The 21,541-nt window shown below is 61.9% G+C and carries 22 protein-coding genes and 1 tRNA gene; 11 read left to right on the top strand and 12 right to left on the bottom strand.

Annotation, left to right across the window (positions count from 1 at the left end; translation table 11 throughout):
- Nucleotides 1-5 precede the first annotated feature (5 nt).
- From SPISAL_RS05435 to SPISAL_RS05415, 5 genes are read left to right on the top strand one after another with little or no spacing between them, the layout of a single operon-like run.
- A complete protein-coding gene (locus SPISAL_RS05435) occupies nucleotides 6-293 on the top strand; it encodes a sarcosine oxidase subunit delta (RefSeq protein ID WP_016353471.1) in 288 nt (95 codons plus the stop codon).
- Nucleotides 290-3,295, top strand: a complete 3,006-nt coding sequence (locus SPISAL_RS05430; RefSeq protein WP_016353470.1) for an FAD-dependent oxidoreductase — start codon at nucleotides 290-292, stop codon at nucleotides 3,293-3,295. The genes SPISAL_RS05435 and SPISAL_RS05430 overlap by 4 nt, the downstream gene beginning before the upstream one ends.
- Entirely contained in the window at nucleotides 3,288-3,839 is a 552-nt protein-coding gene (locus SPISAL_RS05425) for an aminomethyltransferase family protein (RefSeq protein WP_016353469.1), read from the top strand. The genes SPISAL_RS05430 and SPISAL_RS05425 overlap by 8 nt, the downstream gene beginning before the upstream one ends.
- Nucleotides 3,840-3,858: 19 nt before the next feature.
- On the top strand, nucleotides 3,859-4,848 hold the full coding sequence (locus tag SPISAL_RS05420) for a LysR family transcriptional regulator (RefSeq protein WP_016353468.1): 990 nt from the start codon (nucleotides 3,859-3,861) through the stop codon (nucleotides 4,846-4,848).
- 22 nt (nucleotides 4,849-4,870) lie between these two features.
- Complete coding sequence (locus tag SPISAL_RS05415) at nucleotides 4,871-5,884, top strand: Ldh family oxidoreductase (protein WP_016353467.1); 1,014 nt, start codon at nucleotides 4,871-4,873, stop codon at nucleotides 5,882-5,884.
- 6 nt (nucleotides 5,885-5,890) lie between these two features.
- Here SPISAL_RS05415 and SPISAL_RS05410 read toward each other — a convergent pair whose 3' ends face one another.
- Together SPISAL_RS05410 and SPISAL_RS05405 are read right to left on the bottom strand one after the other, a co-directional pair.
- Nucleotides 5,891-6,247 (bottom strand): histidine triad nucleotide-binding protein, encoded by a 357-nt coding sequence (locus SPISAL_RS05410; protein ID WP_016353466.1) that lies wholly within the window; start codon nucleotides 6,245-6,247, stop codon nucleotides 5,891-5,893.
- 28 nt (nucleotides 6,248-6,275) lie between these two features.
- Nucleotides 6,276-6,743, bottom strand: coding sequence for a hypothetical protein (locus SPISAL_RS05405; RefSeq protein WP_016353465.1), 468 nt, complete (start codon nucleotides 6,741-6,743; stop codon nucleotides 6,276-6,278).
- Between the two features lie 109 nt (nucleotides 6,744-6,852).
- Here SPISAL_RS05405 and SPISAL_RS05400 point away from each other — a divergent pair, with 109 nt between their 5' ends.
- The 5 genes from SPISAL_RS05400 to SPISAL_RS05380 all read left to right on the top strand — a co-directional run bounded on the left by SPISAL_RS05400 (nucleotide 6,853) and on the right by SPISAL_RS05380 (nucleotide 10,865).
- Nucleotides 6,853-7,515: a peroxiredoxin gene (locus SPISAL_RS05400; RefSeq protein WP_016353464.1), complete on the top strand. Its 663-nt coding sequence runs from the start codon at nucleotides 6,853-6,855 to the stop codon at nucleotides 7,513-7,515.
- A gap of 80 nt (nucleotides 7,516-7,595) precedes the next feature.
- A complete protein-coding gene (locus SPISAL_RS05395; RefSeq protein WP_016353463.1) occupies nucleotides 7,596-7,928 on the top strand; it encodes a DUF1820 family protein in 333 nt (110 codons plus the stop codon).
- A gap of 36 nt (nucleotides 7,929-7,964) precedes the next feature.
- Nucleotides 7,965-8,055, top strand: a tRNA-Ser gene (locus tag SPISAL_RS05390).
- A 209-nt stretch (nucleotides 8,056-8,264) separates the two neighbouring features.
- A complete protein-coding gene (katG, locus tag SPISAL_RS05385; RefSeq protein WP_016353462.1) occupies nucleotides 8,265-10,442 on the top strand; it encodes a catalase/peroxidase HPI in 2,178 nt (725 codons plus the stop codon).
- Between the two features lie 75 nt (nucleotides 10,443-10,517).
- Nucleotides 10,518-10,865 carry a carboxymuconolactone decarboxylase family protein gene (locus SPISAL_RS05380; protein ID WP_016353461.1) on the top strand — a complete coding sequence of 116 codons (348 nt, stop codon included), beginning with the start codon at nucleotides 10,518-10,520 and terminating at the stop codon, nucleotides 10,863-10,865.
- 27 nt (nucleotides 10,866-10,892) lie between these two features.
- Here the strand turns inward: SPISAL_RS05380 and SPISAL_RS05375 are convergent, their stop codons facing one another.
- From SPISAL_RS05375 to rsgA, 6 genes are all read right to left on the bottom strand, one after another.
- On the bottom strand, nucleotides 10,893-11,957 hold the full coding sequence (locus SPISAL_RS05375) for a quaternary amine ABC transporter ATP-binding protein (RefSeq protein WP_016353460.1): 1,065 nt from the start codon (nucleotides 11,955-11,957) through the stop codon (nucleotides 10,893-10,895).
- Between the two features lie 14 nt (nucleotides 11,958-11,971).
- Nucleotides 11,972-12,994, bottom strand: coding sequence for an ABC transporter permease (locus SPISAL_RS05370; RefSeq protein ID WP_016353459.1), 1,023 nt, complete (start codon nucleotides 12,992-12,994; stop codon nucleotides 11,972-11,974).
- A 78-nt stretch (nucleotides 12,995-13,072) separates the two neighbouring features.
- A complete protein-coding gene (locus tag SPISAL_RS05365) occupies nucleotides 13,073-14,035 on the bottom strand; it encodes an ABC transporter substrate-binding protein (RefSeq protein ID WP_016353458.1) in 963 nt (320 codons plus the stop codon).
- Nucleotides 14,036-14,264: 229 nt separating this feature from the next.
- Entirely contained in the window at nucleotides 14,265-14,762 is a 498-nt protein-coding gene (locus SPISAL_RS05360; protein ID WP_016353457.1) for a hypothetical protein, read from the bottom strand.
- Nucleotides 14,763-15,257 (bottom strand): permease, encoded by a 495-nt coding sequence (locus SPISAL_RS05355; protein ID WP_016353456.1) that lies wholly within the window; start codon nucleotides 15,255-15,257, stop codon nucleotides 14,763-14,765.
- Nucleotides 15,254-16,168: a ribosome small subunit-dependent GTPase A gene (gene rsgA, locus SPISAL_RS05350; protein ID WP_016353455.1), complete on the bottom strand. Its 915-nt coding sequence runs from the start codon at nucleotides 16,166-16,168 to the stop codon at nucleotides 15,254-15,256. Before rsgA ends, SPISAL_RS05355 begins: the two co-directional genes overlap by 4 nt.
- A gap of 71 nt (nucleotides 16,169-16,239) precedes the next feature.
- Here rsgA and orn point away from each other — a divergent pair, with 71 nt between their 5' ends.
- Entirely contained in the window at nucleotides 16,240-16,803 is a 564-nt protein-coding gene (orn, locus tag SPISAL_RS05345) for an oligoribonuclease (RefSeq protein ID WP_041389242.1), read from the top strand.
- Here orn and SPISAL_RS05340 read toward each other — a convergent pair whose 3' ends face one another.
- From SPISAL_RS05340 to SPISAL_RS05325, 4 genes are read right to left on the bottom strand one after another with little or no spacing between them, the layout of a single operon-like run.
- A complete protein-coding gene (locus SPISAL_RS05340; protein ID WP_016353453.1) occupies nucleotides 16,804-17,643 on the bottom strand; it encodes a sulfurtransferase in 840 nt (279 codons plus the stop codon).
- Nucleotides 17,644-17,697: 54 nt separating this feature from the next.
- Entirely contained in the window at nucleotides 17,698-18,912 is a 1,215-nt protein-coding gene (glcF, locus tag SPISAL_RS05335) for a glycolate oxidase subunit GlcF (RefSeq protein WP_016353452.1), read from the bottom strand.
- 2 nt (nucleotides 18,913-18,914) lie between these two features.
- Nucleotides 18,915-19,997 carry a glycolate oxidase subunit GlcE gene (glcE, locus tag SPISAL_RS05330; protein ID WP_016353451.1) on the bottom strand — a complete coding sequence of 361 codons (1,083 nt, stop codon included), beginning with the start codon at nucleotides 19,995-19,997 and terminating at the stop codon, nucleotides 18,915-18,917.
- Nucleotides 19,997-21,496 (bottom strand): FAD-linked oxidase C-terminal domain-containing protein, encoded by a 1,500-nt coding sequence (locus tag SPISAL_RS05325; RefSeq protein WP_016353450.1) that lies wholly within the window; start codon nucleotides 21,494-21,496, stop codon nucleotides 19,997-19,999. The genes glcE and SPISAL_RS05325 overlap by 1 nt, the downstream gene beginning before the upstream one ends.
- Between the last annotated feature and the right edge of the window lie 45 nt (nucleotides 21,497-21,541).

Below are 21,541 nucleotides of genomic sequence, written 5' to 3'. Positions count from 1 at the left end.
GAGCGATGCGAATTCATTGTCCTTTCTGCGGTGAACGCGATGAGCACGAATTCAGCTATGGCGGAGATGCCATGCGACTTCGGCCCGATGAGTCAAATACCGATCAAACCTGCTGGTCGGCGTATGTCTTTCTTCGTGACAATCCGCGCGGCTGGCATCAGGAGTACTGGCAGCACGTGCATGGGTGCCGGGCGTGGATCTGTGTGACGCGAAATACGATGAGCCACGAGGTGAGGCGGGTCTGTAGCGCCCAAGAGCGGGTGAAGGAGCTTCGTGCGGAGGCCAGCCAATGACCGCGGGCCCTTATCGTCTGGCGGAGGGCGGACTCGGCATCGACCGAGAGGCACCTGTTGCCTACACCTGGAACAAACGGCCGCACACGGGCTATCAGGGCGATACGCTCGCCTCGGCGCTGCTAGCCAATGGCGAGCGCGTTATCGCCCGGAGCTTCAAGTACCACCGACCCCGCGGTATTTACACCATCGGCAGTGAGGAGCCCGGCGGCCTGGTCACGATCGGTGAGGGTGCACGTCAGGATCCCAACCTCAAAGCGCCAACAGTGGCCTTGCACGATGCGCTCGAGGCGCGCTCACAGAACTGCTGGCCATCGCCACGATTCGATTTGATGAGCATCAACGGCCTCGCTGCGCCTCTGTTTGTGGCGGGTTTTTACTACAAGACCTTCATGCGCCCGGCCAGTTGGTGGGAACCGGTCTACGAGCGGGTTATCCGCCGCGCCGCGGGCTTGGGCCACGTGAGCACCCAACCCGATCCGGACACCTATGTGCGAGCTGAAGCGCATTGCGATGTGCTGGTAGTGGGCGCGGGTGCCGCGGGTATTGAGGCGGCCCGGACGGCTGCGCGCAGCGGGGCGCGGGTGATGCTCGTCGAGGAGCGGCCCTGGCTGGGGGGGCGCCTGGCCATGGAGCCTGCCACGGTTGGTGAGCAAACGGCCGACGCCTGGGTGACCTCCGCTGAGGAAGAGCTGGATGCGGCAGACCGTGTCACCGTCTTACGCCAAACCGTGGCGTTCGGGCTTTACGACCATCGCATTGTTGGGCTGGTAGAGACGCTGGCGCCAGCCTCCATCAACGGCAGCGCCCGCCAGCGCTACTGGACAATCAAGGCCGAGCAGATCGTTTTTGCGACCGGCGCGCTGGAGCAGCCCCTGGCATTTGCCGGAAATGATCGCCCTGGCGTCATGCTGGCCGCTGCCGCGCGCGGTTATGCCCATCGGTTTGGTGTTGCGGTTGGCCGCCGTGTCGTTGTTGTCGGTGGCGATGACGAGGGCGTCGAGACGGCAATGCAGCTGCAGCGCGCTGGCGTTAACGTGGTGGCGCTCGTGGACTCCCGGCCAGCAGAGGCCCTGGACCAGTCGGACCCACTGGCCCAGGCGGGTATTCGGCACATGACCGGCGCTGTCGCGACCCGGGCTGACGGTGGCCAGCAGGTCCGTGGTCTTAGAATTGCGCGGCTTTCCGGGTCACGGGTTGATGCAGCGCGCACAGAGCGCATTGCCTGTGATGCCATTGCAGTTGCCGGCGGGTGGCAGCCGGCACTGCATCTGCAATGCCATCTTGGTGGCCGCCCCGGGTTTGATGAGGGGCGCGGGATTTTCCTGCCCCCCGCCATGCCCGCTGGGCACTGGAACGCGGGTGCCTGTGCCGGCGAGGCCGGACTGGCCGCGACACGTCAGAGTGGGCGCGATGCCGGCGCAAAGGCTGCGGAGGCGCTTGGCTTTGATCCGGCCGTTCGACCCCTGGCGGATCCAGCACTGGCTGAGACCGCCTCAGGTGCAACCTGGGGGCCGGTTGACCGGCTGCGGGTCTTTCCTGCCCTTCACGGCGGTAAGCGGTTCATTGATTTGCAGCATGACGTCACGGTCGATGACGTGGCGCTGGCCCATCGGGAGGGCTATCGATCCGTTGAGCATCTCAAGCGCTATACAACGCTTGGCATGGGCACCGATCAGGGGAAGACCGCCAACATCCTCGGATTGCACGCGTTGGGACAGGTTGCCGGCGTTGGTCCGGGTGAGGCTGGGACAACCACTTTCCGGCCGCCGTATGTGCCCATCGCGATCGGCGCCATCGCCGGCACGGAACGGGGGCAACACTTCCGGCCCTGGCGCCGTTCACCGGCTGAGCCTTGGCATCGCCAGGCTGGCGCGGACATGATCAACGCCGGTGCCTGGCATCGGCCTCGCGCTTACCCGGCGCCTGGCGAACCTGTCAGCGCTGCCGTTAAAAGGGAAGCCGCCCATGTGCGAGAAGCGGCTGGCATTGTGGATGTCTCGACTTTGGGCAAGATTGCCCTGATTGGCCCGGATGCCCCAGAGGTCGTTAACCGGCTTTATGCCAACGGCATGAAAACACTGCCGCCGGGGAAGGCGCGCTATGGGCTGATGCTGCGTGATGACGGCCTGGTCCTCGACGATGGCACCGTGGCACGCCTTGAGGAGACGCGCTACCTGATCACGACAACCACCGCGCACGCCGCGGGCGTGCTCTCGCATATCGAATATCTGCTTGAGACGGCCTGGATTAATTTGCGTGCGGCGGTGGCGAGCGTCTCTGATCACTGGGCAACATTCGCGATCGCGGGGCCAAACAGTCAGGCGGTGCTGGCCGCGCTCTTCCCGAATACCGACACCAGCGACGAGGCGATTCCCTTCCTGGCCGTGCGGGAGGCCGATTGTCTGGGTGTCGGGTGCATGATCATGCGCAACAGTTATTCGGGTGAACGGGCGTATGAGGTCTATGCACCAGCCGATTGGGGGGCATCGGTTTGGTCTCGGGCACTCGCAGTGGGTGCGCCGCACGGGCTCAAGCCCTATGGCACCGAGGCAATGGGGGTGTTGCGGATTGAAAAAGGCCATGTTGCCGGGCCGGAGCTGGATGGCCGAGTCACGGCTGAGGACATTGGCCTGGGTCGGATGACTGCCCGGCGCAAGCCATGCGTCGGTGGGGCATTGCGGGATCGCCCCGGGCTGCACGATGCCCGTCGCCCCCGCCTTGTGGGCCTGAGACCGCTCGACAATCGCGCGCCATTGCAATCCGGTGCGCTGCTGCGGGCGCTCGGGAGTACGGGCCATGATGCCGTCGCTGGTCACATTAGCTCGGTGGCGGATAGTCCGGCCTGTCAGTCCGTGATTGCCTTGGGTCTGCTCGCGGGTGGCGATGAGCGTCACGGTGAAATCGTTGAGGCATGGGATCCGCTCAGCGAATCGACCCACCAGGTCAGAGTGGGGCCAACCGTGTTTTATGATCCTGACGGGAGTCGACTCCATGCTTGAGCAGCGGACGGCTTTGCAAGAACTTGATTGGCCAACCGTGGCCAACGCCGGTATGACCCTGGATGAAATGCCGGTGGCGGGTGCTTGGCTGGTGGGTGACTGGGAGGGGGCGAGCGCGGGCACGGTCATCGACGCGGCCCGCGAGGCACTCAGCACGGCAAACGGCCTGGTGATATCAATCGGGCCGAGCCGATCTCTCATCGTGACGGCCGATGCCGAAACGGCGGGCGCATTGGAGGGGATCGTCACGGGCCCTCACGCCATTGAGTGCCGTTGTCAGCGCGCCTGGCTTCGGCTGTCCGGCGCCGACAGCCGGGCGTTTCTGGACCGCCGGCTTGGCGTGGATATCAGCCACGGCCATTTCCCAGCCGGATGCGTCGCCGCCACGCGTCTCGGTCAAGTCGATGTGCTGGTGCATGCGCGCGAAGACGGCGCCTTTGACTTGCTCCCTGCTCGCAGCTTTGCCGCAGCCCTGGCCGAGACGATGCTGCGGTCTGCCCGCGCCGAGGGCGCATCGCTGGCCATTTGTCCCGCTCGGGGCTGAGTTCGCTTAAGATAGGCGAATGAGTCAAGGGAGCCGCGGTGGTCTGAACGATCTGCGCGCTCTGGAGGTATTTGCGACCGTCGCCGAGGCGGGGAGCATGACCGCCGGGGCGAAGCGGTTGGGGTTGTCACAGTCCGGCGTTTCCCAGTCAGTCCGGCATCTCGAGAACGCCCTCGGGGTTGATCTGATTGACCGTGCCGTTCGACCCATGGGCCTCACCCGGGCCGGCCATGACCTGCATCAGCGTGCCCGGCGTCTGCTTGCCGAGGCCGGCAATACGGCCCAGGCCGTGCGTCGGGCCGCGCATGTGGGGGAGAGTCAGCTGCGTATCGGGCTGGTGGACTCGCTGGCTGTCAGTGTGGGTCCCGATCTCGCCCGGCAACTGCGCGCGGACGGGGGCGGCTGTTTGCTTCACTCCGGTCAATCACTGAGTCACGTCGAGGCCCTGCGTCGGCGCGAGCTGGATCTGGTGATCGGTAGCGACACCATGCTGGTCGAGCACGCTGGCCTCACGGTTTACCCGTTACTGGCCGAGCCGCTTGTCCTTGCGCTGCCGGCGGACTACCGGCCGTTGGATGCCGGTCTCGAGCAGGTAGCGAGCGACCTTGAACTGGTGGCCTACAGCGAGCATGCGGCCCTCGCGCGCCAAGTCTCGCTGCATCTGAGTCGTCTGCGCCTCAAGCCGCGATGCAGCCTCGCGTTCGATTCCACGGATGTCGTCTTTCGTATGGTGGGAGAGGGCCTGGGTTTTGCCATTACGACGCCGCTCTGCCTCCTGCAAGGACGGGACCAGTTGGCTCGGGTTCGTATCATTCCGTTGCCGGGTCCGACGGTGCGTCGGCATCTTTCCATTGGTTATCACGCCGGGGAGTTTGATGCGCTGGCCGGTGAAATTGCTCGGGTGAGTGTTGATGCCCTCAGGCGCGAAACCTGGCCAGCGATACGGCGTATCAATCCCGCCCTTCTCCAGGACGGCTGGCTTGCCGATCAAGCACCCCAGACCCCCTGATTCATTGTCGACGGGAGGCACCATGTCGTTAGTCAATATTACCCCCGATGAACTTCATCACCTCACGGCGGGAGCGCTTGTTGCCAGTGGCGCGAGCGATTCCGTTGCCAAGGCGATGGCCCAGGCGGTTGTCTCCGCTGAGTTGGACGGCATTGCGAGTCACGGACTGGCGTATGCGCCCATCTATTGTGAGCACGTCCAATGTGGCAAGGTCGATGGCCAAGCCGAGCCGGTTTTCTCAACGCTGCGGCCGGCGACGGGCCGAGTGGATGCAAAGTGTGGATTCGCTCATCCGGCTATTGATGCTGCGCTACCTCCACTTACCGACATGGCACGGCAACATGGCATTGCCGCCGTGACCCTCTTTAACTCCTATAACTGCGGTGTGCTTGGCCATCACACCGAGCGCCTGGCGCGAGCGGGGTTGATTGGTCTTGGCTTTACCAATGCACCGGCCTCCATTGCTCCCGTTGGCGGTCGCACGCCGGTGATTGGCACCAATCCTTTCTCGTTGGCGGTGCCGGATCTAACCAACACCGGTGTGGCGCTGCTGATTGATCAATCAGCGAGCGTCGTGGCCAAGAGTGAGGTGACGGCGCGTAAGCGTCAGGGTGAGCCGTTGCCTGAGGGCTGGGCACTGGATGCGAACGGTGACCCGACAACCGACCCTGATGCCGCCCTGGCGGGCAGCATGGTCCCATCGGGTGGGGCCAAGGGGTTTAATGCCGGGTTGATGACCGAGTTATTCGCTGCCGTGCTGGCGGGTGCGCACCTCGGGATTGAAGCCAGTCCATTCGCGGGCACCCAGGGCGGGCCGCCTCAGACGGGGCAGTGTTTTATTGCCATCGACCCTGGTGCGTTTGGGGATAACGGATTTGGCGGTGGTGTCAGCCGGCTGCTTGCGGCGATTGCCGCTGAGGATGACGTTCGGTTGCCCGGTGAGCGCCGTCTGCAAAACCGCGCTCGAGCGCGCCAAACGGGCTTGCAGGTTGATGCGGGGCTGCTCGATCGCGTCAAAGCGATCAGCGGGGAATGACTGGGCTCAGTTACCCGGCCAGGGCGGCCAGCCCATGCTTCGGCCGCCGAGTAAATGCAGGTGGATGTGCCAGACCGTTTGGCCACCATCCCGGCCGCAGTTAAACACGCTTCGATAGCCGCTCTCGGCAATGCCAAGGCGCTTCGCCAGATCCCGCGCCGTGACATGCATGTGCCCCAGCAGCTCGGCGTCCACTGGCTCGATATCCAACATGCTGGTGATGTGCTTACGCGGAATGACCAGCACGTGTGTCGGCGTTTGGGGATGGATGTCACGGAAGGCGACGACATGGTCATCCTGATGCAGGACGTCGGCTTCCATGCGGCCGGCGGCAATTTCGCAGAATAGGCACGGTTTGTTCATACGCTGAGACTAAGGGCTGCGCCTGTGTTCACGCAAGCATGGGGATTCGCGCGCGGAGCGCTTCAGCGAGGGCACGTACTTGCTCATCGCTAGCATCCTGCACGGGCTCTAATCGCTCTGTCGCCAGAAACGCCTGCGCCCAGGTGTCTTTGCCAGCCGCGAAGCTGCCGAAGTCACCCCACCACAGGAGTGAATAGGCCGGCTCGGTGACCGCGTTATGGGCAGCGCGGCTGTCCTCCTCAAGACCGTGGACATCCACCTGCGTCAGGATCGGCTCGAGCGCCGCTTTGATAGCGATCAGGTCAGGACCGCGCAGGCCCCACCGCTGCGGCTCCATGCGCCGGAGCCACTGCGAGATCTCCGGCATGTTGCGAAACCACTGCAAAACCGGCGCGCCGCCATCGCTGGTGGCGCAGCCGACCTGGAAGCGGCGCGGGTCCCGACGCTGCGGCAGCAACGACACGTCACTGAATTGTTGCCCTTCCCAAGCGTGCATTTAGATCACCCAGTTATAAAGCAATGCCAAATCATTCTTTAGAGGAAATACAGATGCCGATTACTCTAAGGATGTGTTCACACGCTAACGAGATCGACGGAGGATTGATATGGGATTGCGGATTGGCAGCATTGCCCCGGACTTCACCGCCAAGACAACCGAGGGCGAGATCAACTTCCACGATTGGATCGGTGATAGCTGGGCGATCCTCTTCTCGCATCCCAAGGATTTTACACCGGTCTGCACGACGGAGCTCGGCCACATGGCGAGTCTCAAGCCCGAGTTTGATCGCCGGGACACCAAAGTCATTGGCTTGTCAGTTGATCCGGTCGAGAACCATGCGACCTGGTCAAAAGACATCGAGGAGACGCAGGGGACGGCCCCGAACTACCCGATGATTGGTGATACGGATCTTCATGTCGCCAAGCTTTATGACATGCTCCCTGAAGACGAGGGCGATTCCTGCGAAGGGCGTACGGCCATGGATAACGCCACGGTGAGGGCGGTCTACCTGATTGGTCCGGACAAGCGCATCAAGGCAATGCTGATTTATCCGATGACCAGTGGACGGGATTTCAACGAAATCCTGCGGCTGTTGGACTCGCTGCAGCTGAACGCGCGTCACACGGTCGCGACGCCTGTGAATTGGAAAAACGGCGAGGATATTATTATCCCACCTGCGGTGACCGACGAGCAGGCAAGAGCCAAGTTTCCTGAGGGTTTTCAGACGTTAAAGCCCTATCTGCGGGTCGCAAAGCAGCCGTCAGACTGAGCGCGGTCCAGGTGCTCGCCAGGCAGCTTGGCCGTGTTAATCTGTTGGGTTACTAATAAGCAAACACTGGCTGGGCTGCCATGGCGTCTGCAGAGCGGATCTATCGGGTTATCTTCCATAACCAGGGCAAAATCTATGAAGTCTATGCTCGAAGTATCTCTGATGGCGGAATACTCGGGTTTGTCGAGATAGAAGAACTGACCTTCGGCGAGCGCACCCAAGTGGTTGTTGACCCCGCCGAGGAAAAGCTCAAGAGCGAGTTTGCTGGGGTTAAACGCACCTACATCCCGATGCACTCGGTTGTGCGCATAGACGAGGTTGAAAAAGAAGGCCAGGCGCGCATCTCCGATACAGACGGCAACGTGACGCCCTTTCCCATGCCCGTGTACGGACCGGGCAAGGGCAGCGATTGAATCACCGGGATGGCTCCCGTAAGCTTCGCGAGTCTTGGAGAGGTGTCCGAGCGGTCGAAGGAGCGCGCCTGGAAAGCGCGTGTACGGTAACCCCGTACCGAGGGTTCGAATCCCTCCCTCTCCGCCAGATACAAAAATGGCCCCAACGGGGCCTTTTTTGTATCTGATTGTGCGCGAGGTTCGAACCCGCGCAGAACGATTGGCTATCCGAATGATTAATCCAGTCTTGATACCCTCGCCCTATCGCCCCGATTGAAAACGGTAACTTCAAACACCGCTCAGGCCCGGTATAGTGTGAAGTTATCGTGAGGACGCCCCTACAGACAGGAGAATAGGATGGCTGCAGTCGATATCAATAGCGCTGGAAAATGCCCGGTGATGCACGGTGGTAACACCACCGAAGGCACCGACAACATGAACTGGTGGCCGAATGCCCTGAACCTGGACATTCTTCATCAGCATGACACCAAGACCAACCCGCTTGGTGAGGCATTCAACTACCGCGAAGAGGTCAAAAAGCTCGACTTCAAGGGCCTCTGGAACGACATGCATGCCCTGATGAAGGAGAGTCAGCCCTGGTGGCCGGCGGACTGGGGCCACTACGGCGGCCTGATGATTCGCATGGCCTGGCACGCAGCCGGTTCTTACCGGACCTCAGACGGTCGCGGCGGCGGCGGAACCGGCAACCAGCGCTTCGCGCCCCTCAATTCCTGGCCGGACAACACCAACCTGGACAAGGCCCGGCGCCTGCTCTGGCCGATCAAGCAGAAGTACGGCAACCAAGTGAGCTGGGCTGACCTGTTCATCCTGGCCGGCACCGTGGCCTACGAGTCCATGGGCCTGAAAGTGTTCGGCTTCGGTTATGGCCGCGAGGATATCTGGCACCCCGAGAAAGATATCTACTGGGGCGCTGAGAAAGAATGGCTTGCGCCAAGTGACGAGCGCTACAGTGACGTCGAAAACCCGGCCACGATGGAAAATCCCCTGGCAGCTGTCCAGATGGGCTTGATCTACGTGAACCCGGAAGGCGTCAACGGCAATCCGGATCCGCTGGCCACAGCCGGACAGGTTCGAGAGACCTTCGCCCGCATGGCGATGAACGACGAAGAGACGGTCGCCCTCACTGCCGGTGGCCATACCGTCGGAAAGTCACACGGTAACGGCAACGCGGAGCTTCTCAACGCCGAGCCCGAAGCGGCAGACGTCGAAGAGCAGGGTTTGGGGTGGAACAACCACACCACCCGCAGCGTTGGCCGCGACACCGTGACCAGTGGTATCGAGGGTGCCTGGACGACGCATCCGACGACCTGGGACAACGGCTACTTCTACCTGCTCTTTAAGTACGATTGGGAGCTCCGCAAGAGCCCGGCTGGCGCCTGGCAGTGGGAGCCAGTCGACATCGCAGAAGAGGACAAGCCGGTCGATGTCGAGGATCCGTCCATTCGCCTGAATCCGATCATGACCGATGCGGACATGGCGATGATCAAGGATCCGGCGTACCGCAAGATTTCGGAGCGTTTCTACAACGACCCGGATTACTTCTCCGATGTCTTTGCCCGGGCCTGGTTCAAGCTCACCCATCGTGACATGGGACCGAAGAATCGCTACATCGGCCCGCACGTGCCGGATGAGGATCTGATCTGGCAGGATCCGGTGCCGGCCGGCAAGAGCGACTATGATGTCGATCGCGTTAAGGCGAAAATCGCCGACAGCGGCCTTTCCATCGATGAGATGGTGGCGACGGCCTGGGATAGCGCACGAACTTTCCGTGGCTCTGACCTGCGCGGAGGGGCCAACGGCGCCCGCATTCGCCTGGCGCCGCAGCGCCAATGGGAGGGCAACGAGCCCGAGCGCCTTGAGAAGGTGCTGGCGGTGCTTGAGCCCATCGCTGCGGAGACAGGTGCAAGCCTCGCCGACGTCATCGTCCTGGCGGGCAACGTCGGTGTCGAGCAGGCGGCCAAAGCGGCAGGCGTGGACCTGACGGTGCCCTTCGCACCAGGTCGTGGGGATGCCTCACAGGAGATGACCGATGTGGACTCCTTCGAGGTAATGGAGCCTGTCGCTGATGGTTTCCGGAACTGGATGAAGAAGGATTACGTGGTCAGTGCCGAGGAGTTGATGCTCGATCGGGCCCAGCTGCTGGGGCTTACGGGGCCTGAGATGACGGTTCTGGTCGGTGGTATGCGTGCACTTGGGACCAACCACGGTGGCACGAAGCACGGTGTGTTCACGGACCGCGAAGGCGCGCTCACCAATGACTTTTTCGTCAACCTGGTGGACATGGCCAACACCTGGCATCCCACGGGCAGCAACCTCTACGAGGTCCGTGATCGGGAGACCGGCGAGGTCAAGTGGACGGCGACCCGGGCAGACCTGGTGTTTGGATCAAATTCCATCCTTCGCTCCTATGCCGAGGTCTATGCTCAGGACGACAATCGTGAAAAGTTTGTCCACGACTTCGCGAACACTTGGGCCAAGGTCATGAACAACGACCGGTTCGATCTCGAGGCGTAGTTCAGACCGATTCGATACCATCAAACCCCGCGGAGCGGACATCGCTCCGCGGGGTTTTTTTATCAAGGAGTCATTATGTACAAGGACTGGCCTCAGACCGCGCAGGATCTCAGCCAACTCATGCAGAGCTTTGGCAAAGGGCACCCGGAGGTCGCCAAAGGCTTTATGCAGCTCTCAAAGGCGGCTGAAAAGGATGGCGCGCTCAGCGCCAAGGACAAGGAACTGATGGCGTTGGCCATTGGTGTCGCCATTCGGTGTGAGGGCTGTATCGCGTTTCATGCCAAGGCTGCAGCCGAGTATGGCGCCACCCGCGATGAAGTGCTGGAAACCATCGGCGTCTGTCTTTATATGGGTGGCGGGCCGTCGTTCGTTTACGGCTCGCAGGCGCTGGAAGCGTTCGACAGCTTCTCCCAGAGCGCTTAGGTCACGGAATCGAGGGGTGTGCGCGGCTTAGTAGTTGCCGCGCACACCGCCCTCGGCGGCGCTGGTGGGCACCAGAGCCTTCACTAGATCCTTCATGTCGAGATAGCCGATCGGCTTGCCATCGCTGGTCACGCGATAGCACAAGCTGGTATCGCCTTCTGACCGGGCGATCAACGATTCCAGGTTGTCATCTGCATCGACGTCTTCATCAAACTTGACGCCCTCGGGTGGTGTCTCCCCGTGGGACATGACTGAACGCACTCGCAGGACGCGTGCCCGGTTGATATCGCTAATGAAGTCAATGATGTACGGGTCATTCGGATGCAGGAGGATTTCCTGGGGCTCACCCTGCTGGACGATGTAACCGTCTTTGAGGATGACGAGATGGTCGGCCAGCTTGAGGGCCTCATCGAGGTCATGGGTGATGAACACGATGGTCTTATGAAGCTCCTGCTGGAGTTCAAGCAACAGGTCCTGCATATCCGTCCGGATCAACGGATCGAGGGCTGAAAAGGCCTCGTCCATCAACATGATATCGGAGTTCGATGTGAGCGCCCGAGCAATGCCGACGCGCTGCTGCATGCCGCCCGAGAGCTGATGCGGGTGCTGATTGTCATTCCCCTGCAACCCAACGCGGGCGAGCCATTTCGTGCCTTCCTGCAGCGCCGAGTCGCGATCTTCACCACGGACAATCAATGGCGTTGCCGCATTCTCAAGCACGGTGCGATGAGGCAGGAGTGCAAACTTCTGGAACACCATCGACATCTTCTGACGCCGCAGCTCGCGGAGCGCCTGTTCGTCATAGGCGAGCACATCCTCGCCATCCACGAGCACGGCGCCATCCGTTGGCTCAATAAGGCGATTCAAGTGCCGAATAAGCGTCGACTTACCGGAACCCGACAACCCCATGATGACCGTGATCTTGCCCGCCACAATGTCGACATTAATGTCCTGCAGGCCGAGGACATGGCCATGGTGCTCCAATAGATCCGGTTTACTGATCCCCTCTTTGACGCGCTCCAGCGCAGCGGCAGGATCGGTTCCGAAGATCTTGTACAGGTGCTGGATTGAGATCTTGATTTGATCGCTCATACGACCGGCCCCTGTTAGTTCTGGCTCGTGTTGACCCGGGCGAGTGCCGCCTTGGTCACGCGATCGAGAATAATGGCGAGCAGTACGATGCCGAGGCCAGCGACCAAGCCGACACCGAGCTCGAGATTACGAATGCCGCGCAGCACCAGCACACCGAGGCCAGGTGCGGACACCAGCGAGGCGATCACCACCATGGCCAGACTCATCATGATGGTCTGGTTAACCCCCGCCATGATGTTGGGAAGCGCCAGGGGTACCTGCACACCATAGAGTTTCTGCCGGTCGGTCATCCCAAATGCGTCAGCGGCCTCAATCACGTCCTTGTCGACCAGGCGAATGCCCAGGTTTGTCAGACGAATCACGGGCACGATCGCGTAAAGGATGATCGCGATGCCGTAGAGCTTCGGTTCAGTCACCGAGAACAGGAAGATTAACGGGATCAAATACACGAAGGGCGGCAGTGTCTGCAGCATGTCGAGTATGGGTATAGCGCCTCGTTGCAGCCCATCGCTGCGTGACATCGCAATACCAATCGGAACACCAAGGAGGACGCAAATCAGCGAGCACACAAAGATGATCGCGAGCGTCTGCATCGCGTAGTCGTAATGATCGATAAATGCGAGGAACAGAATGAAAGAGGCCACCAGGCCAACCAGCTTCATCGACTTCGAGGCGAAGAACACCAGTAACAGCATGGCCGGGATCATGAGCCACCACGGCACCGTTTCGAACATGCTCAGTGCGCCGTTGAGGAACCAGCTAAGCGGTTGCGTGATGGGGTCAATGACCACTTTCAAAGAATCTTTTACGCCCAGAAAGCCACTCTCCAGACCGCTGGTGAGATTGCGGGTCTGGGCAATAGCCGGGCAGGCCTCATTGAGGGTATCCAGAGACGGGAAGGGGGTGTCCCAGAGAGAGACCTCTGTCGAGCCTGAGCGGCTGCGGAGAAGGTCTTCCATGCTCATCGATTGGTTGGTTTTTTCGCCGCACCAGCCACGCAGGCCTAGTCCGTCGAAAATGAAATCGTAAGTTGCCATGGCCCGGTTCCTTTTTTGTCATTAAAACGGGTGTCAGGCGCACATTCGCCTGACACCCGTTGCATTCACTCAAAGGGCCTAGAAGAGACCTTCCAGATTGGCCTGAGCCTCTTCGTTGAGCCAGCTCATCCAGACATCCTGGTTGTTCTGCAGGAAGTAGACGACCGCCTCGTCATTGCTGGCGTTGTTCTCTTCGTGCCAGGCGAGCAGGGAGTTCATCAGATCGTTGTCGAACGTGATGTTCTCGAGCAGGGCCATGGCCTCCGGCTCACGCTCGGCAAAGTCCGCCGTTGCCACGTTGAAAACGCCAGCAGCAGGGAAGGCCGAGACGCCCACGTCGTTGCAGTCCGTATCCTGGTTACAGGCATGGACATCCTCATCGTACTCACCGAGATCGACGCTCACGAAGTCGTACTTACCCAGCGGTGCCGTCGGGCCCCAGTAGTACCCGAAGTAGGGCTCTTCGCTCTCGTAGGCCGATGCCATCGCGGCTGGCATGGTCTCGCCAGAACCATGGTTGAAGACCTCGATGCCGTTACCCTCAAGATCCAGCGCCTCGACCATCGAATCGTTCACGATCCGGCAGCCCCAGCCGTCCGGGCAGTTGTTGAACCGGCCGCCGACGAGTTCGGGGTTGTCCAGAATGCCCTCGATGGTGGCGAGTTCAGGATGCTCCTCGACCAGGTAGGACGGGACCAGCCAGTGCTCGGTGCCTCCTTCCGAGAAGGAGTCAGAGGCCTTGACGACCTTGCCTTCCTCGGCCAGATCGAAGTAGGCCGGCGCGGAGTTCACCCACAGCTCCGGAACGATGTCCGGCTCGTTGTTCTCCGCAAGGGAGGTGATAGCCGTGGTGGTGGCCGACGGGACGACGGTCACGTCACAGCCAAGACCCTCAGACAGCAGGAACTCGGTGACACCGGTGATGATGCCCCCAGAGGTCCAGTTCATCTCGGCAACTGAGACCTCGCCACACTCGGCATTCGCTGCCATGGGCAGCATTGCGCCGGTGAGGGCCAGTGCATATAGCGATCGCTTCTTCATGGTTCTTCTCCGTTCTCTTTACGCTGTATCAGCGGTTGATGATTGGCGGAGTGGTCCACCGACTCTCTGACCTGCGTCTCATCGATGCAAGCCAGACTTCGATGTTCGGGGTAACTTGAAGCATCCAGGTTTGGATGATTCGAGACTTTTCTGTAAGCGGGTATGAAATGCCCGTTTCTCCGTGTTCAAGTTAACATGAACTATAGATCAACTTTTCTGATCTGCCAAATCATCCCTTGAGCGCCAATACCCAGGCGGCGGCGAGGCCCGCCAACGGGGCCAGTGCGACCGTGGCAGCCCAGCGTCGCCAGACAAATCCCCACCCAAGTGTCGGCAGCTCAAAGGCAAGTACCCGGTGGAGTGCCAGGCACGACCACGCAGTGAGGAGGGCGATGAGCTGCGGCGTGCCGGCACCCGCACGCTCGAGCACGAGGATCAGGGGAAAGGCAACCATTGGGCCACCGGGCAGTAGCCCGCCCATTGCCGAGGCCACGAGAATGCCCAAGGTGCCGGAGGCATCACCGAGCCAGCGGGCAAACAGGGCTTGGGGCATCAGTTCCGCCAGAAAGCTCGCCGCGAGCAGCGCGAGCGGCAGTCGAATCAGCAGTGGCGCGATTTGCTGCCAGGCCTGCCTCCCCACGGTCGCATGACGGATGTGGGCATCGCGATGGGCGAGGCTGGCAAGCACGACCAGTAGCGCAATGATACTGAGGTAGGCGAACAGCATTTAAACGCCGTCCGGCTCGGTAAGCCACTGGGTGAGGAGCCCGGCAATTAGTGGAAGCGGGAGTGAGACCAGCAGTCTCAGCACAACGAAGTCGAGTCCGAAGAAAGGAAGCTCCCAAATCAGCACGCGCTGAATGCCGAGTACCGACCAGGCCGTGAGATACGTGGTACAGATCGGTAAAGATGCCCCGACCCCACGGAGGCCCAGGACCAGCGGGAAAGCCATGAAAGGCCCACCGGGCGTAACGGCGCCGGCGAGCGTGGCGAGGCCGATGCCTTTAAGCCCCGCCCCACGCCCCAGCCAGCGCTCTGCGAGATCGCGCGGGATGAGCGCCTGCGCATAAGCCGCCATGAGGACTGCGATAACCACCAGGGGCAGCACGACGAGCATCAGCTCACCAGCGCCAAACAGGGCCTCGACGACGGCTGGCAGGCCTTGGCGATAGGCGAGTAGGGCGCCGGCGGCAACCCCCAGGACCAGAAAAAAGCCGGTCATGGTTGAGCCTGGTTGCTGTCAGCCCCGCCGGTTTCGGTGATCAGGCGGCGCCAGTTCATCAGCCGTTGGGGGTCAATTTGCCCCTGTTTGATGGCTGACTGAACCGCACATTGTGGCTCTTCGAGATGGTGGCAGTCCCGAAACCGGCATGCGTGGGCCTTCTCCGTGATATCCGGAAATCCCGCGGCCACATCCCGCACGCTCAGATGGTCGAGCCGCAGCGTGCGGACGCCGGGAGAGTCGATGAGACAGCCGCCTTCGGGGCGCGGGAAAAGCCGTGTGTCGGTGGTGGTATGACGGCCTTGGCCGCTGGCTTCCGAGATCTCGCCCGTTCGCAGTGCAAGCGCGGGGATCAGGTGCTGGGTCAGTGATGTTTTCCCCACGCCGGATTGTCCGACCAAGATCACGGTTTCGGCATGGATCCATGTCTTCAGGGCCTCAATACCTGCACCGGTTTCAGCGCTTCCGCGCAGCATGGGAAGCCCCAGCTCGGTCTGTTGGTCGGTCAGTCGCTGTAACGGCTCCGAGCCAGCGCCCTCAGCCCGATCCGTCTTGTTGATCCATATCATCAGGGGGATATCGGCAGCGCCCGCCAATACGCGATAGCGATCGACAAGCAGTAAATCCGGCGTGGGTGCCGGGGCGACGACCAGGATCAATCGGTCAATGTTGGCGGCGAGGGCCCGCGGGCGGCCGCGGAAGTCCCCGCGCTCGATGACATTGCGCCGGGGGTGAATCTGTTCGATATACGCGGTGCCGTCATCGGCATGCCAGTCGACGCGATCGCCGCAGACGGGGCGCGCCCCTTGTCGGTGACGCAGTTGGCAGCGCTGCAGCGTCCCAGCCTCATCGGCGACGACGCAGTGATTACCGGTGCTGCTGACAACACGGCCGGTGTGCAGCTGACTCATTGGCCCACCGCGGCACGATACTGGCTCTGATAGACTTTCGGATTTGGTTTGACTGGCATGAAGGGCATGACATGAGCTATTCGGACAACAACCTGATCTGGATCGATCTGGAGATGACTGGCCTCGATGTCGATCATGACCGGATCATCGAAATTGCCACGATTGTGACTGATCCCGAGCTCAACATTCTGGCGGAAGGCCCCGTTCTCGCCATTCATCAACCCGAATCGGTGCTGACGGCCATGGACCAGTGGAATCGAACGCAACACGGTGGCTCCGGGCTCTGGCAACGGGTGGTTGACAGTGATATCGACGTGGCTGAGGCCGAGCGCCAGACGCTCACCTTCTTGCAGGACTGGGTGCCCGCCGGTGTGTCGCCCATGTGTGGTAACAGCATCTGTCAGGATCGGCGTTTCCTGCATCGCGGGATGCCGCAGTTGCTGCGGTATTTCCATTACCGGCATATCGATGTCAGCACACTCAAGGAGCTCGCCCAGCGGTGGACGCCCCGGATCGCGAATGGGTTGACCAAACAGTCGTCTCACCTCGCGCTGGACGATATTCGCGATTCCATCGCGGAGCTGCGCTACTACCGCAGCCATTTCCTCTGCGCCGCGGCTCAGCCAGCCTCATAATCACTCGGGGGCAGCGCCGGTCACCACGGGTGTGTCCGTGCGGTTGCCCCACTCCGACCACGAACCATCATAGCCGCGGGCGCGGTCATAGCCCAGATAGCGCAGCACGACATAGCTCAGCGCAGAACGATGGTGGGTCTGGCAGTGGGTAATGACTTCCTGGCCTGGGCTTAGACCGAGGGCCTCGTACATTGCTCTCAGGGTTTCTTTGGGGCGCAGTCTGGCGGCATTATCCACGTCGATATTCTCCGTCCACTCCAGGTTAACAGCCCCGGGAATATGACCGCCGCGAGCAGCGCGCACATCATCGCCTTGATACTCGCCCGGGGACCGGGCATCCAGAATGGCGACGTCCGGATCGCCCAGATGCGACTGCACATGGGCCAGATCAGCGCGGGCCGATGAGGCGTTGACGTCGACGGGGTAATCCGCCACCGCAACGTCGGGGCCTGGCCCCTGCTCGAAACGCAAGCCATCGGCTTGCCAGGCAATGACGCCGCCATCGAGAAGTGACCAGTTGTGGTGTCCGATGCAATCGAGTGTCCACAGCAGGCGTGAGGCCCGACCGTTTCCCTCGGCATCACAGGCCACCACGTGGGTTTCCGGCGTGATGCCGGCTTGACCCAGCAGACGGGCCAGGCTTGTCGGGGAGGGCAGCTGACCCATGGCGGGTGGGCCACCCGCATTGAGCGCAGCATATTCGATCTGCGTGGCCCCGGGGATATGGGCTTGCTCGTAAAGGGCCCGATCGCCCACAAACACGATGCGGAGCCCTGGCGACCCCAGTCGTTCGGCGAGCGTGTTGGTATCCACGACCAGTAGCAGATTCTGTTGCGCCATGGCTTGCTCCGGCGGCCTGGACATGACCGCACAGTATAGCAGCCTCAGGTCTGCTCAGGCCGCCTGAATGAGCTCCAGCCAGTGACGTACCGGGATATCGGAGGCCTCATCAAGATGGACCAGACAGCCGATGTTCGCCGTGGCAATCAGCTCCGGTGCGCCGCTGGCGAGGTTGTCCAGCTTTTGCGTTCGCAATTGCTCGGCAAGCTTGGGCTGGAGCACGGAATAGGTCCCCGCTGAACCGCAGCAGATATGGGAATCAGGCACCGGGGTGAGCTCAAAGCCGATGCGCGCAAGGAGCTTATCGACCCGTCCGTTCAACTTTTGGGCATGCTGCAGGGTGCAGGGCGTTTGGAAAGCCACGCGCCGGGGCGTGCCGTCCGCCGGTGCCAGGGCGTCGGCGTGACGCTCCAGAAGCTCGATGGGATCAACCGCCAGTTCTGTGACCTTCGCCGCCTTGTCGGCATAGTCGGAGTCATCGGCGAGGAGGTGGGCATAGTCTTTGACCTGTGCACCGCATCCGCTGGCGTTGACCACAATGGCTTCCGCGCCGGCCTCAATCTCGGGCCACCAGGTGTCGATATTAGCGCGGATTTGGGCCTTGGCCGCATCAGGCGCGCCCAGATGCTGGTCGATTGCGCCACAGCAAGTCACCGCGGGTGTGCGGTGCACGCCAATCCCCAGGCCATCCAGGATGCGCGCGGTCTGCGGGTTGATCGGCGGCTCCAGGGCCGGTTGTACGCAGCCCTCGAGCATCAGGACGAAACGGCTTTGAGTCGTATCACCGGGCCAGTTCCCCGGACGCCGACGCGGCCGGATTTTCTTGCGCAGGATGCCGGGCGTCAGAGGCCGCGCCAGGCGGCCAAGCGCCAGCAGCGTTCCGAACAGCCGTGGCCGCGGCAGGACGGTCCTCAGCGCCGTCCGCAGCCAGCGCTGGGTCGGTGGCCGAGGCACCTGCTGCTCGACGATCTCCCGACCGAGATCGGCCAGTCGTCCATACTCCACACCCGAGGGGCACGTCGTCTCGCAGGCCCGACAGGTCAGGCAGCGGTCCAGATGCAACTGCGTACTCTTTGTCGGCGTTTCGCCTTCGAGCACCTGTTTGATCTGATAAATCCGGCCCCTCGGGCTATCCAGCTCGTCCCCGAGCAGTCGGTAAGTCGGGCAGTTGGCCAGGCAAAAGCCGCAGTGCGTGCATTTGCGCAGAATGGCATCGGCTTCCTGCCCGGCCGCTGTGTGTTTGATGGGTTCAGCCAGTTGGGTCTGCATGCTCAGGCTGCCTCCAGCATGGGATACAGCCGCCCGGCATTGAGAATGCCGCGCGGGTCAAATGCCGCTTTCAGTGACTGATGGAGCCGCATTTTAACGGCGTCCAGCGGATGAAAAACGCTGACATTGGGGAGTTCGCCACGAAAGAGGGTCGCACTGCCGCCGGCCGCTGTCGCCGCTTCGCGGATGGCATGGGCGTCGGCGCGCTCTCGCACCCAGAGCTGCTGGCCGGCCCACTCGATCAGGCTGGGTGTGCCAAAGGGGGTCAGATCGGCGCCAGGCGGCAACGAGAGGCGCCACAACGGCTCGGCTGAGGGGTCAAAAAACGGGTGCGTCTGATCGCGCAGGGACTGCCAGAACGCCCGGGCTGTCGACTCGGGCAACGGCTCACCGCCAATATCGCTCACCGCATCGGCCACGGCGGATGTGGTACCGGACAGGCGCAGGTAGAGACGCTCGCCATCATGGGCAACAGCGCTGACTGGACGGCCTGATCGCAGCCAGGCCTCGGTGCGGGGATGACACTCGCTGGCCGGTATCTCGAGCGCCAGGGTGGCCGTGGAGGCCGGCGCCGGTAGGACCTTGAGAGAGACTTCCGTGATCACGCCCAGCGTGCCCAGTGCGCCCACATTGAGCCGGGCCACGTCATAGCCCGCCACATTTTTCATGACCTCACCACCAAAGCGCATCAGTTCACCCTGACCATTGATCAGGCGAAGGCCGAGCACCATGTCACGGACCGATCCGGCATAGGGTCGGGCGGGGCCGGCCAGTCCGGCCGCAATCGCACCGCCAAGCGTGCCAAGACCACTGAAATGCGGTGGCTCGAAGGGCAGCTGCTGTCCCTGCTCGGCCAGCGCGGCCTCTATCTCGGCCAGCGGCGTACCCGCCCGGGCAGTGAGTACGAGCTCGGTCGGTTCGTGATTAACGATCCCGGTATGACCTGTCACCGAGAGCGTCTCGCCCGGGGTGGCGTGGCCGTAAAACGCTTTAGAGCCGCTGCCGACAATCGACAGCGGCGAGTGGCGGTCATGGGCCGCGACGACCTGCTCGACCAGCGCGTCAGCCTGATCCTTGCCCGACACTACAGTCGCTCCAGCTCGGGGTGCGGCAACTCGCCATTGTGCACGTGAAGTCGTCCGAACTCCGCGCAGCGATTCAGCGTGGGAATGGCCTTGCCGGGATTCAGAAGTCCAGCCGGATCAAATGCCTGTTTGATCGCATGGAACTGCTCGATTTCACTGGTTGCGAACTGCACACACATCTCGTTGATCTTCTCAACACCCACGCCGTGCTCGCCCGTGACGGTGCCGCCCACCTCCACGCAGAGCTGGAGAATTTCGCTGCCGAGTGTCTCTGCGGCCTCGAGTTGCCCAGGCTTGTTGCCATCAAACAGGATCAATGGATGGAGGTTGCCGTCGCCGGCGTGGAACACGTTGACTGTCTCCAGGCCCTGCTCGGCGCTGAGCTCGCTAATGCGGCGCAGGACATAGGCGAGCTGTTTGCGTGGAATCGTGCCATCCATGCAGTAGTAGTCTGCAGAGATCCGTCCCACGGCGGGGAAGGCAGCCTTGCGGCCAGCCCAGAAACGCGCCTTGGCTTCATCATCCTCAGCAACCTGAATGCGCGTAGCGCCATGTTCGCGTAGGCAGTCCTGAACGGCCGTCATCTGATCAGCGACTTCCGCTTCACTGCCGTCGAGCTCACAGATCAGGATGGCTGCGGCGTCCGTGTCATAACCCGCATGGACGAAATCCTCAGCCGCCTGAATGGCGGCCCCGTCCATCATTTCAAGTCCGCCCGGGATGATGCCTCGGGCAATGATGCCCGCCACGGCGTGACCGCCATGCTCGACGTTGTCGAAAGAGGCCATCAGGACCGCTTTGGTCAACGGGTGAGGTAGCAGCTGAACCTTTACCTCAACGATGACGCCAAGCATGCCCTCAGAGCCGTGCATAAGCGCGAGTAGATCCAGGCCCGGGGCATCGAGCGCTTCGCTGCCGATCGTAGTCAGCTCGCCTTCCATGGTCACCACGGTCAGCTCGAGGACGTTGTGTACCGTCAAGCCGTACTTCAGGCAGTGCACGCCCCCGGCATTCTCACCCACATTGCCGCCAATGGAGCAGGCGATTTGCGAGGAGGGGTCGGGTGCGTAATACAACCCATACGGGGCAGCCGCCTCCGAGATCGCCAGATTGCGAACGCCTGGGTCAACGCGGGCAATGCGGCGGTCGGCGTCAATATCGTGGATTCGGTTGAACTTGCCCATGGCCAGCAGCAAGCCCTGCGGGTGGGGAAGGGAGCCGCCTGACAAGCTGGTGCCCGAGCCCCGGCTGACTACCGGTACGCCGGCTTCATGACATAGCCTGAGTACGGTCTGTACCTGCTCGATGGTCTCGGGTACGGCGACCAGCAGCGGCAGCTGCTTGTACGCGGAGAGGCCATCACACTCGTAGGCCCGCCTGCCGGCTTCGTGGACGATCAGCCCCTCGTCGGGCAAGACCCTCGTGAGCTCGGCGATGAGCGGGTCGACATCCACCTCGAAGCGGATGTCCTCCGGCCGGAACATGGCATGCGCGGGCATGGTTCGCTCTCCTCACCAAATTGGTCTGACCAAGTTAAAGGAGAA

The organism is Spiribacter salinus M19-40, assembly GCF_000319575.2.
Lineage (GTDB): Bacteria > Pseudomonadota > Gammaproteobacteria > Nitrococcales > Nitrococcaceae > Spiribacter > Spiribacter salinus.
This window is presented reverse-complemented; position numbering and strand designations above follow the sequence as displayed.

What these genes read in the sequence shown, in the direction of transcription:
- SPISAL_RS05435 (WP_016353471.1), top strand. Translation starts at nt 6, where the DNA reads ATGCGAATTCATTGTCCTTTCTGCGGTGAACGCGATGAGCACGAATTC.
- SPISAL_RS05430 (WP_016353470.1), top strand. Translation starts at nt 290, where the DNA reads ATGACCGCGGGCCCTTATCGTCTGGCGGAGGGCGGACTCGGCATCGAC.
- SPISAL_RS05425 (WP_016353469.1), top strand. Translation starts at nt 3,288, where the DNA reads ATGCTTGAGCAGCGGACGGCTTTGCAAGAACTTGATTGGCCAACCGTG.
- SPISAL_RS05420 (WP_016353468.1), top strand. Translation starts at nt 3,859, where the DNA reads ATGAGTCAAGGGAGCCGCGGTGGTCTGAACGATCTGCGCGCTCTGGAG.
- SPISAL_RS05415 (WP_016353467.1), top strand. Translation starts at nt 4,871, where the DNA reads ATGTCGTTAGTCAATATTACCCCCGATGAACTTCATCACCTCACGGCG.
- SPISAL_RS05410 (WP_016353466.1), bottom strand. Translation starts at nt 6,247, where the DNA reads ATGAACAAACCGTGCCTATTCTGCGAAATTGCCGCCGGCCGCATGGAA.
- SPISAL_RS05405 (WP_016353465.1), bottom strand. Translation starts at nt 6,743, where the DNA reads ATGCACGCTTGGGAAGGGCAACAATTCAGTGACGTGTCGTTGCTGCCG.
- SPISAL_RS05400 (WP_016353464.1), top strand. Translation starts at nt 6,853, where the DNA reads ATGGGATTGCGGATTGGCAGCATTGCCCCGGACTTCACCGCCAAGACA.
- SPISAL_RS05395 (WP_016353463.1), top strand. Translation starts at nt 7,596, where the DNA reads ATGGCGTCTGCAGAGCGGATCTATCGGGTTATCTTCCATAACCAGGGC.
- katG (WP_016353462.1), top strand. Translation starts at nt 8,265, where the DNA reads ATGGCTGCAGTCGATATCAATAGCGCTGGAAAATGCCCGGTGATGCAC.
- SPISAL_RS05380 (WP_016353461.1), top strand. Translation starts at nt 10,518, where the DNA reads ATGTACAAGGACTGGCCTCAGACCGCGCAGGATCTCAGCCAACTCATG.
- SPISAL_RS05375 (WP_016353460.1), bottom strand. Translation starts at nt 11,957, where the DNA reads ATGAGCGATCAAATCAAGATCTCAATCCAGCACCTGTACAAGATCTTC.
- SPISAL_RS05370 (WP_016353459.1), bottom strand. Translation starts at nt 12,994, where the DNA reads ATGGCAACTTACGATTTCATTTTCGACGGACTAGGCCTGCGTGGCTGG.
- SPISAL_RS05365 (WP_016353458.1), bottom strand. Translation starts at nt 14,035, where the DNA reads ATGAAGAAGCGATCGCTATATGCACTGGCCCTCACCGGCGCAATGCTG.
- SPISAL_RS05360 (WP_016353457.1), bottom strand. Translation starts at nt 14,762, where the DNA reads ATGCTGTTCGCCTACCTCAGTATCATTGCGCTACTGGTCGTGCTTGCC.
- SPISAL_RS05355 (WP_016353456.1), bottom strand. Translation starts at nt 15,257, where the DNA reads ATGACCGGCTTTTTTCTGGTCCTGGGGGTTGCCGCCGGCGCCCTACTC.
- rsgA (WP_016353455.1), bottom strand. Translation starts at nt 16,168, where the DNA reads ATGAGTCAGCTGCACACCGGCCGTGTTGTCAGCAGCACCGGTAATCAC.
- orn (WP_041389242.1), top strand. Translation starts at nt 16,240, where the DNA reads ATGAGCTATTCGGACAACAACCTGATCTGGATCGATCTGGAGATGACT.
- SPISAL_RS05340 (WP_016353453.1), bottom strand. Translation starts at nt 17,643, where the DNA reads ATGGCGCAACAGAATCTGCTACTGGTCGTGGATACCAACACGCTCGCC.
- glcF (WP_016353452.1), bottom strand. Translation starts at nt 18,912, where the DNA reads ATGCAGACCCAACTGGCTGAACCCATCAAACACACAGCGGCCGGGCAG.
- SPISAL_RS05325 (WP_016353450.1), bottom strand. Translation starts at nt 21,496, where the DNA reads ATGCCCGCGCATGCCATGTTCCGGCCGGAGGACATCCGCTTCGAGGTG.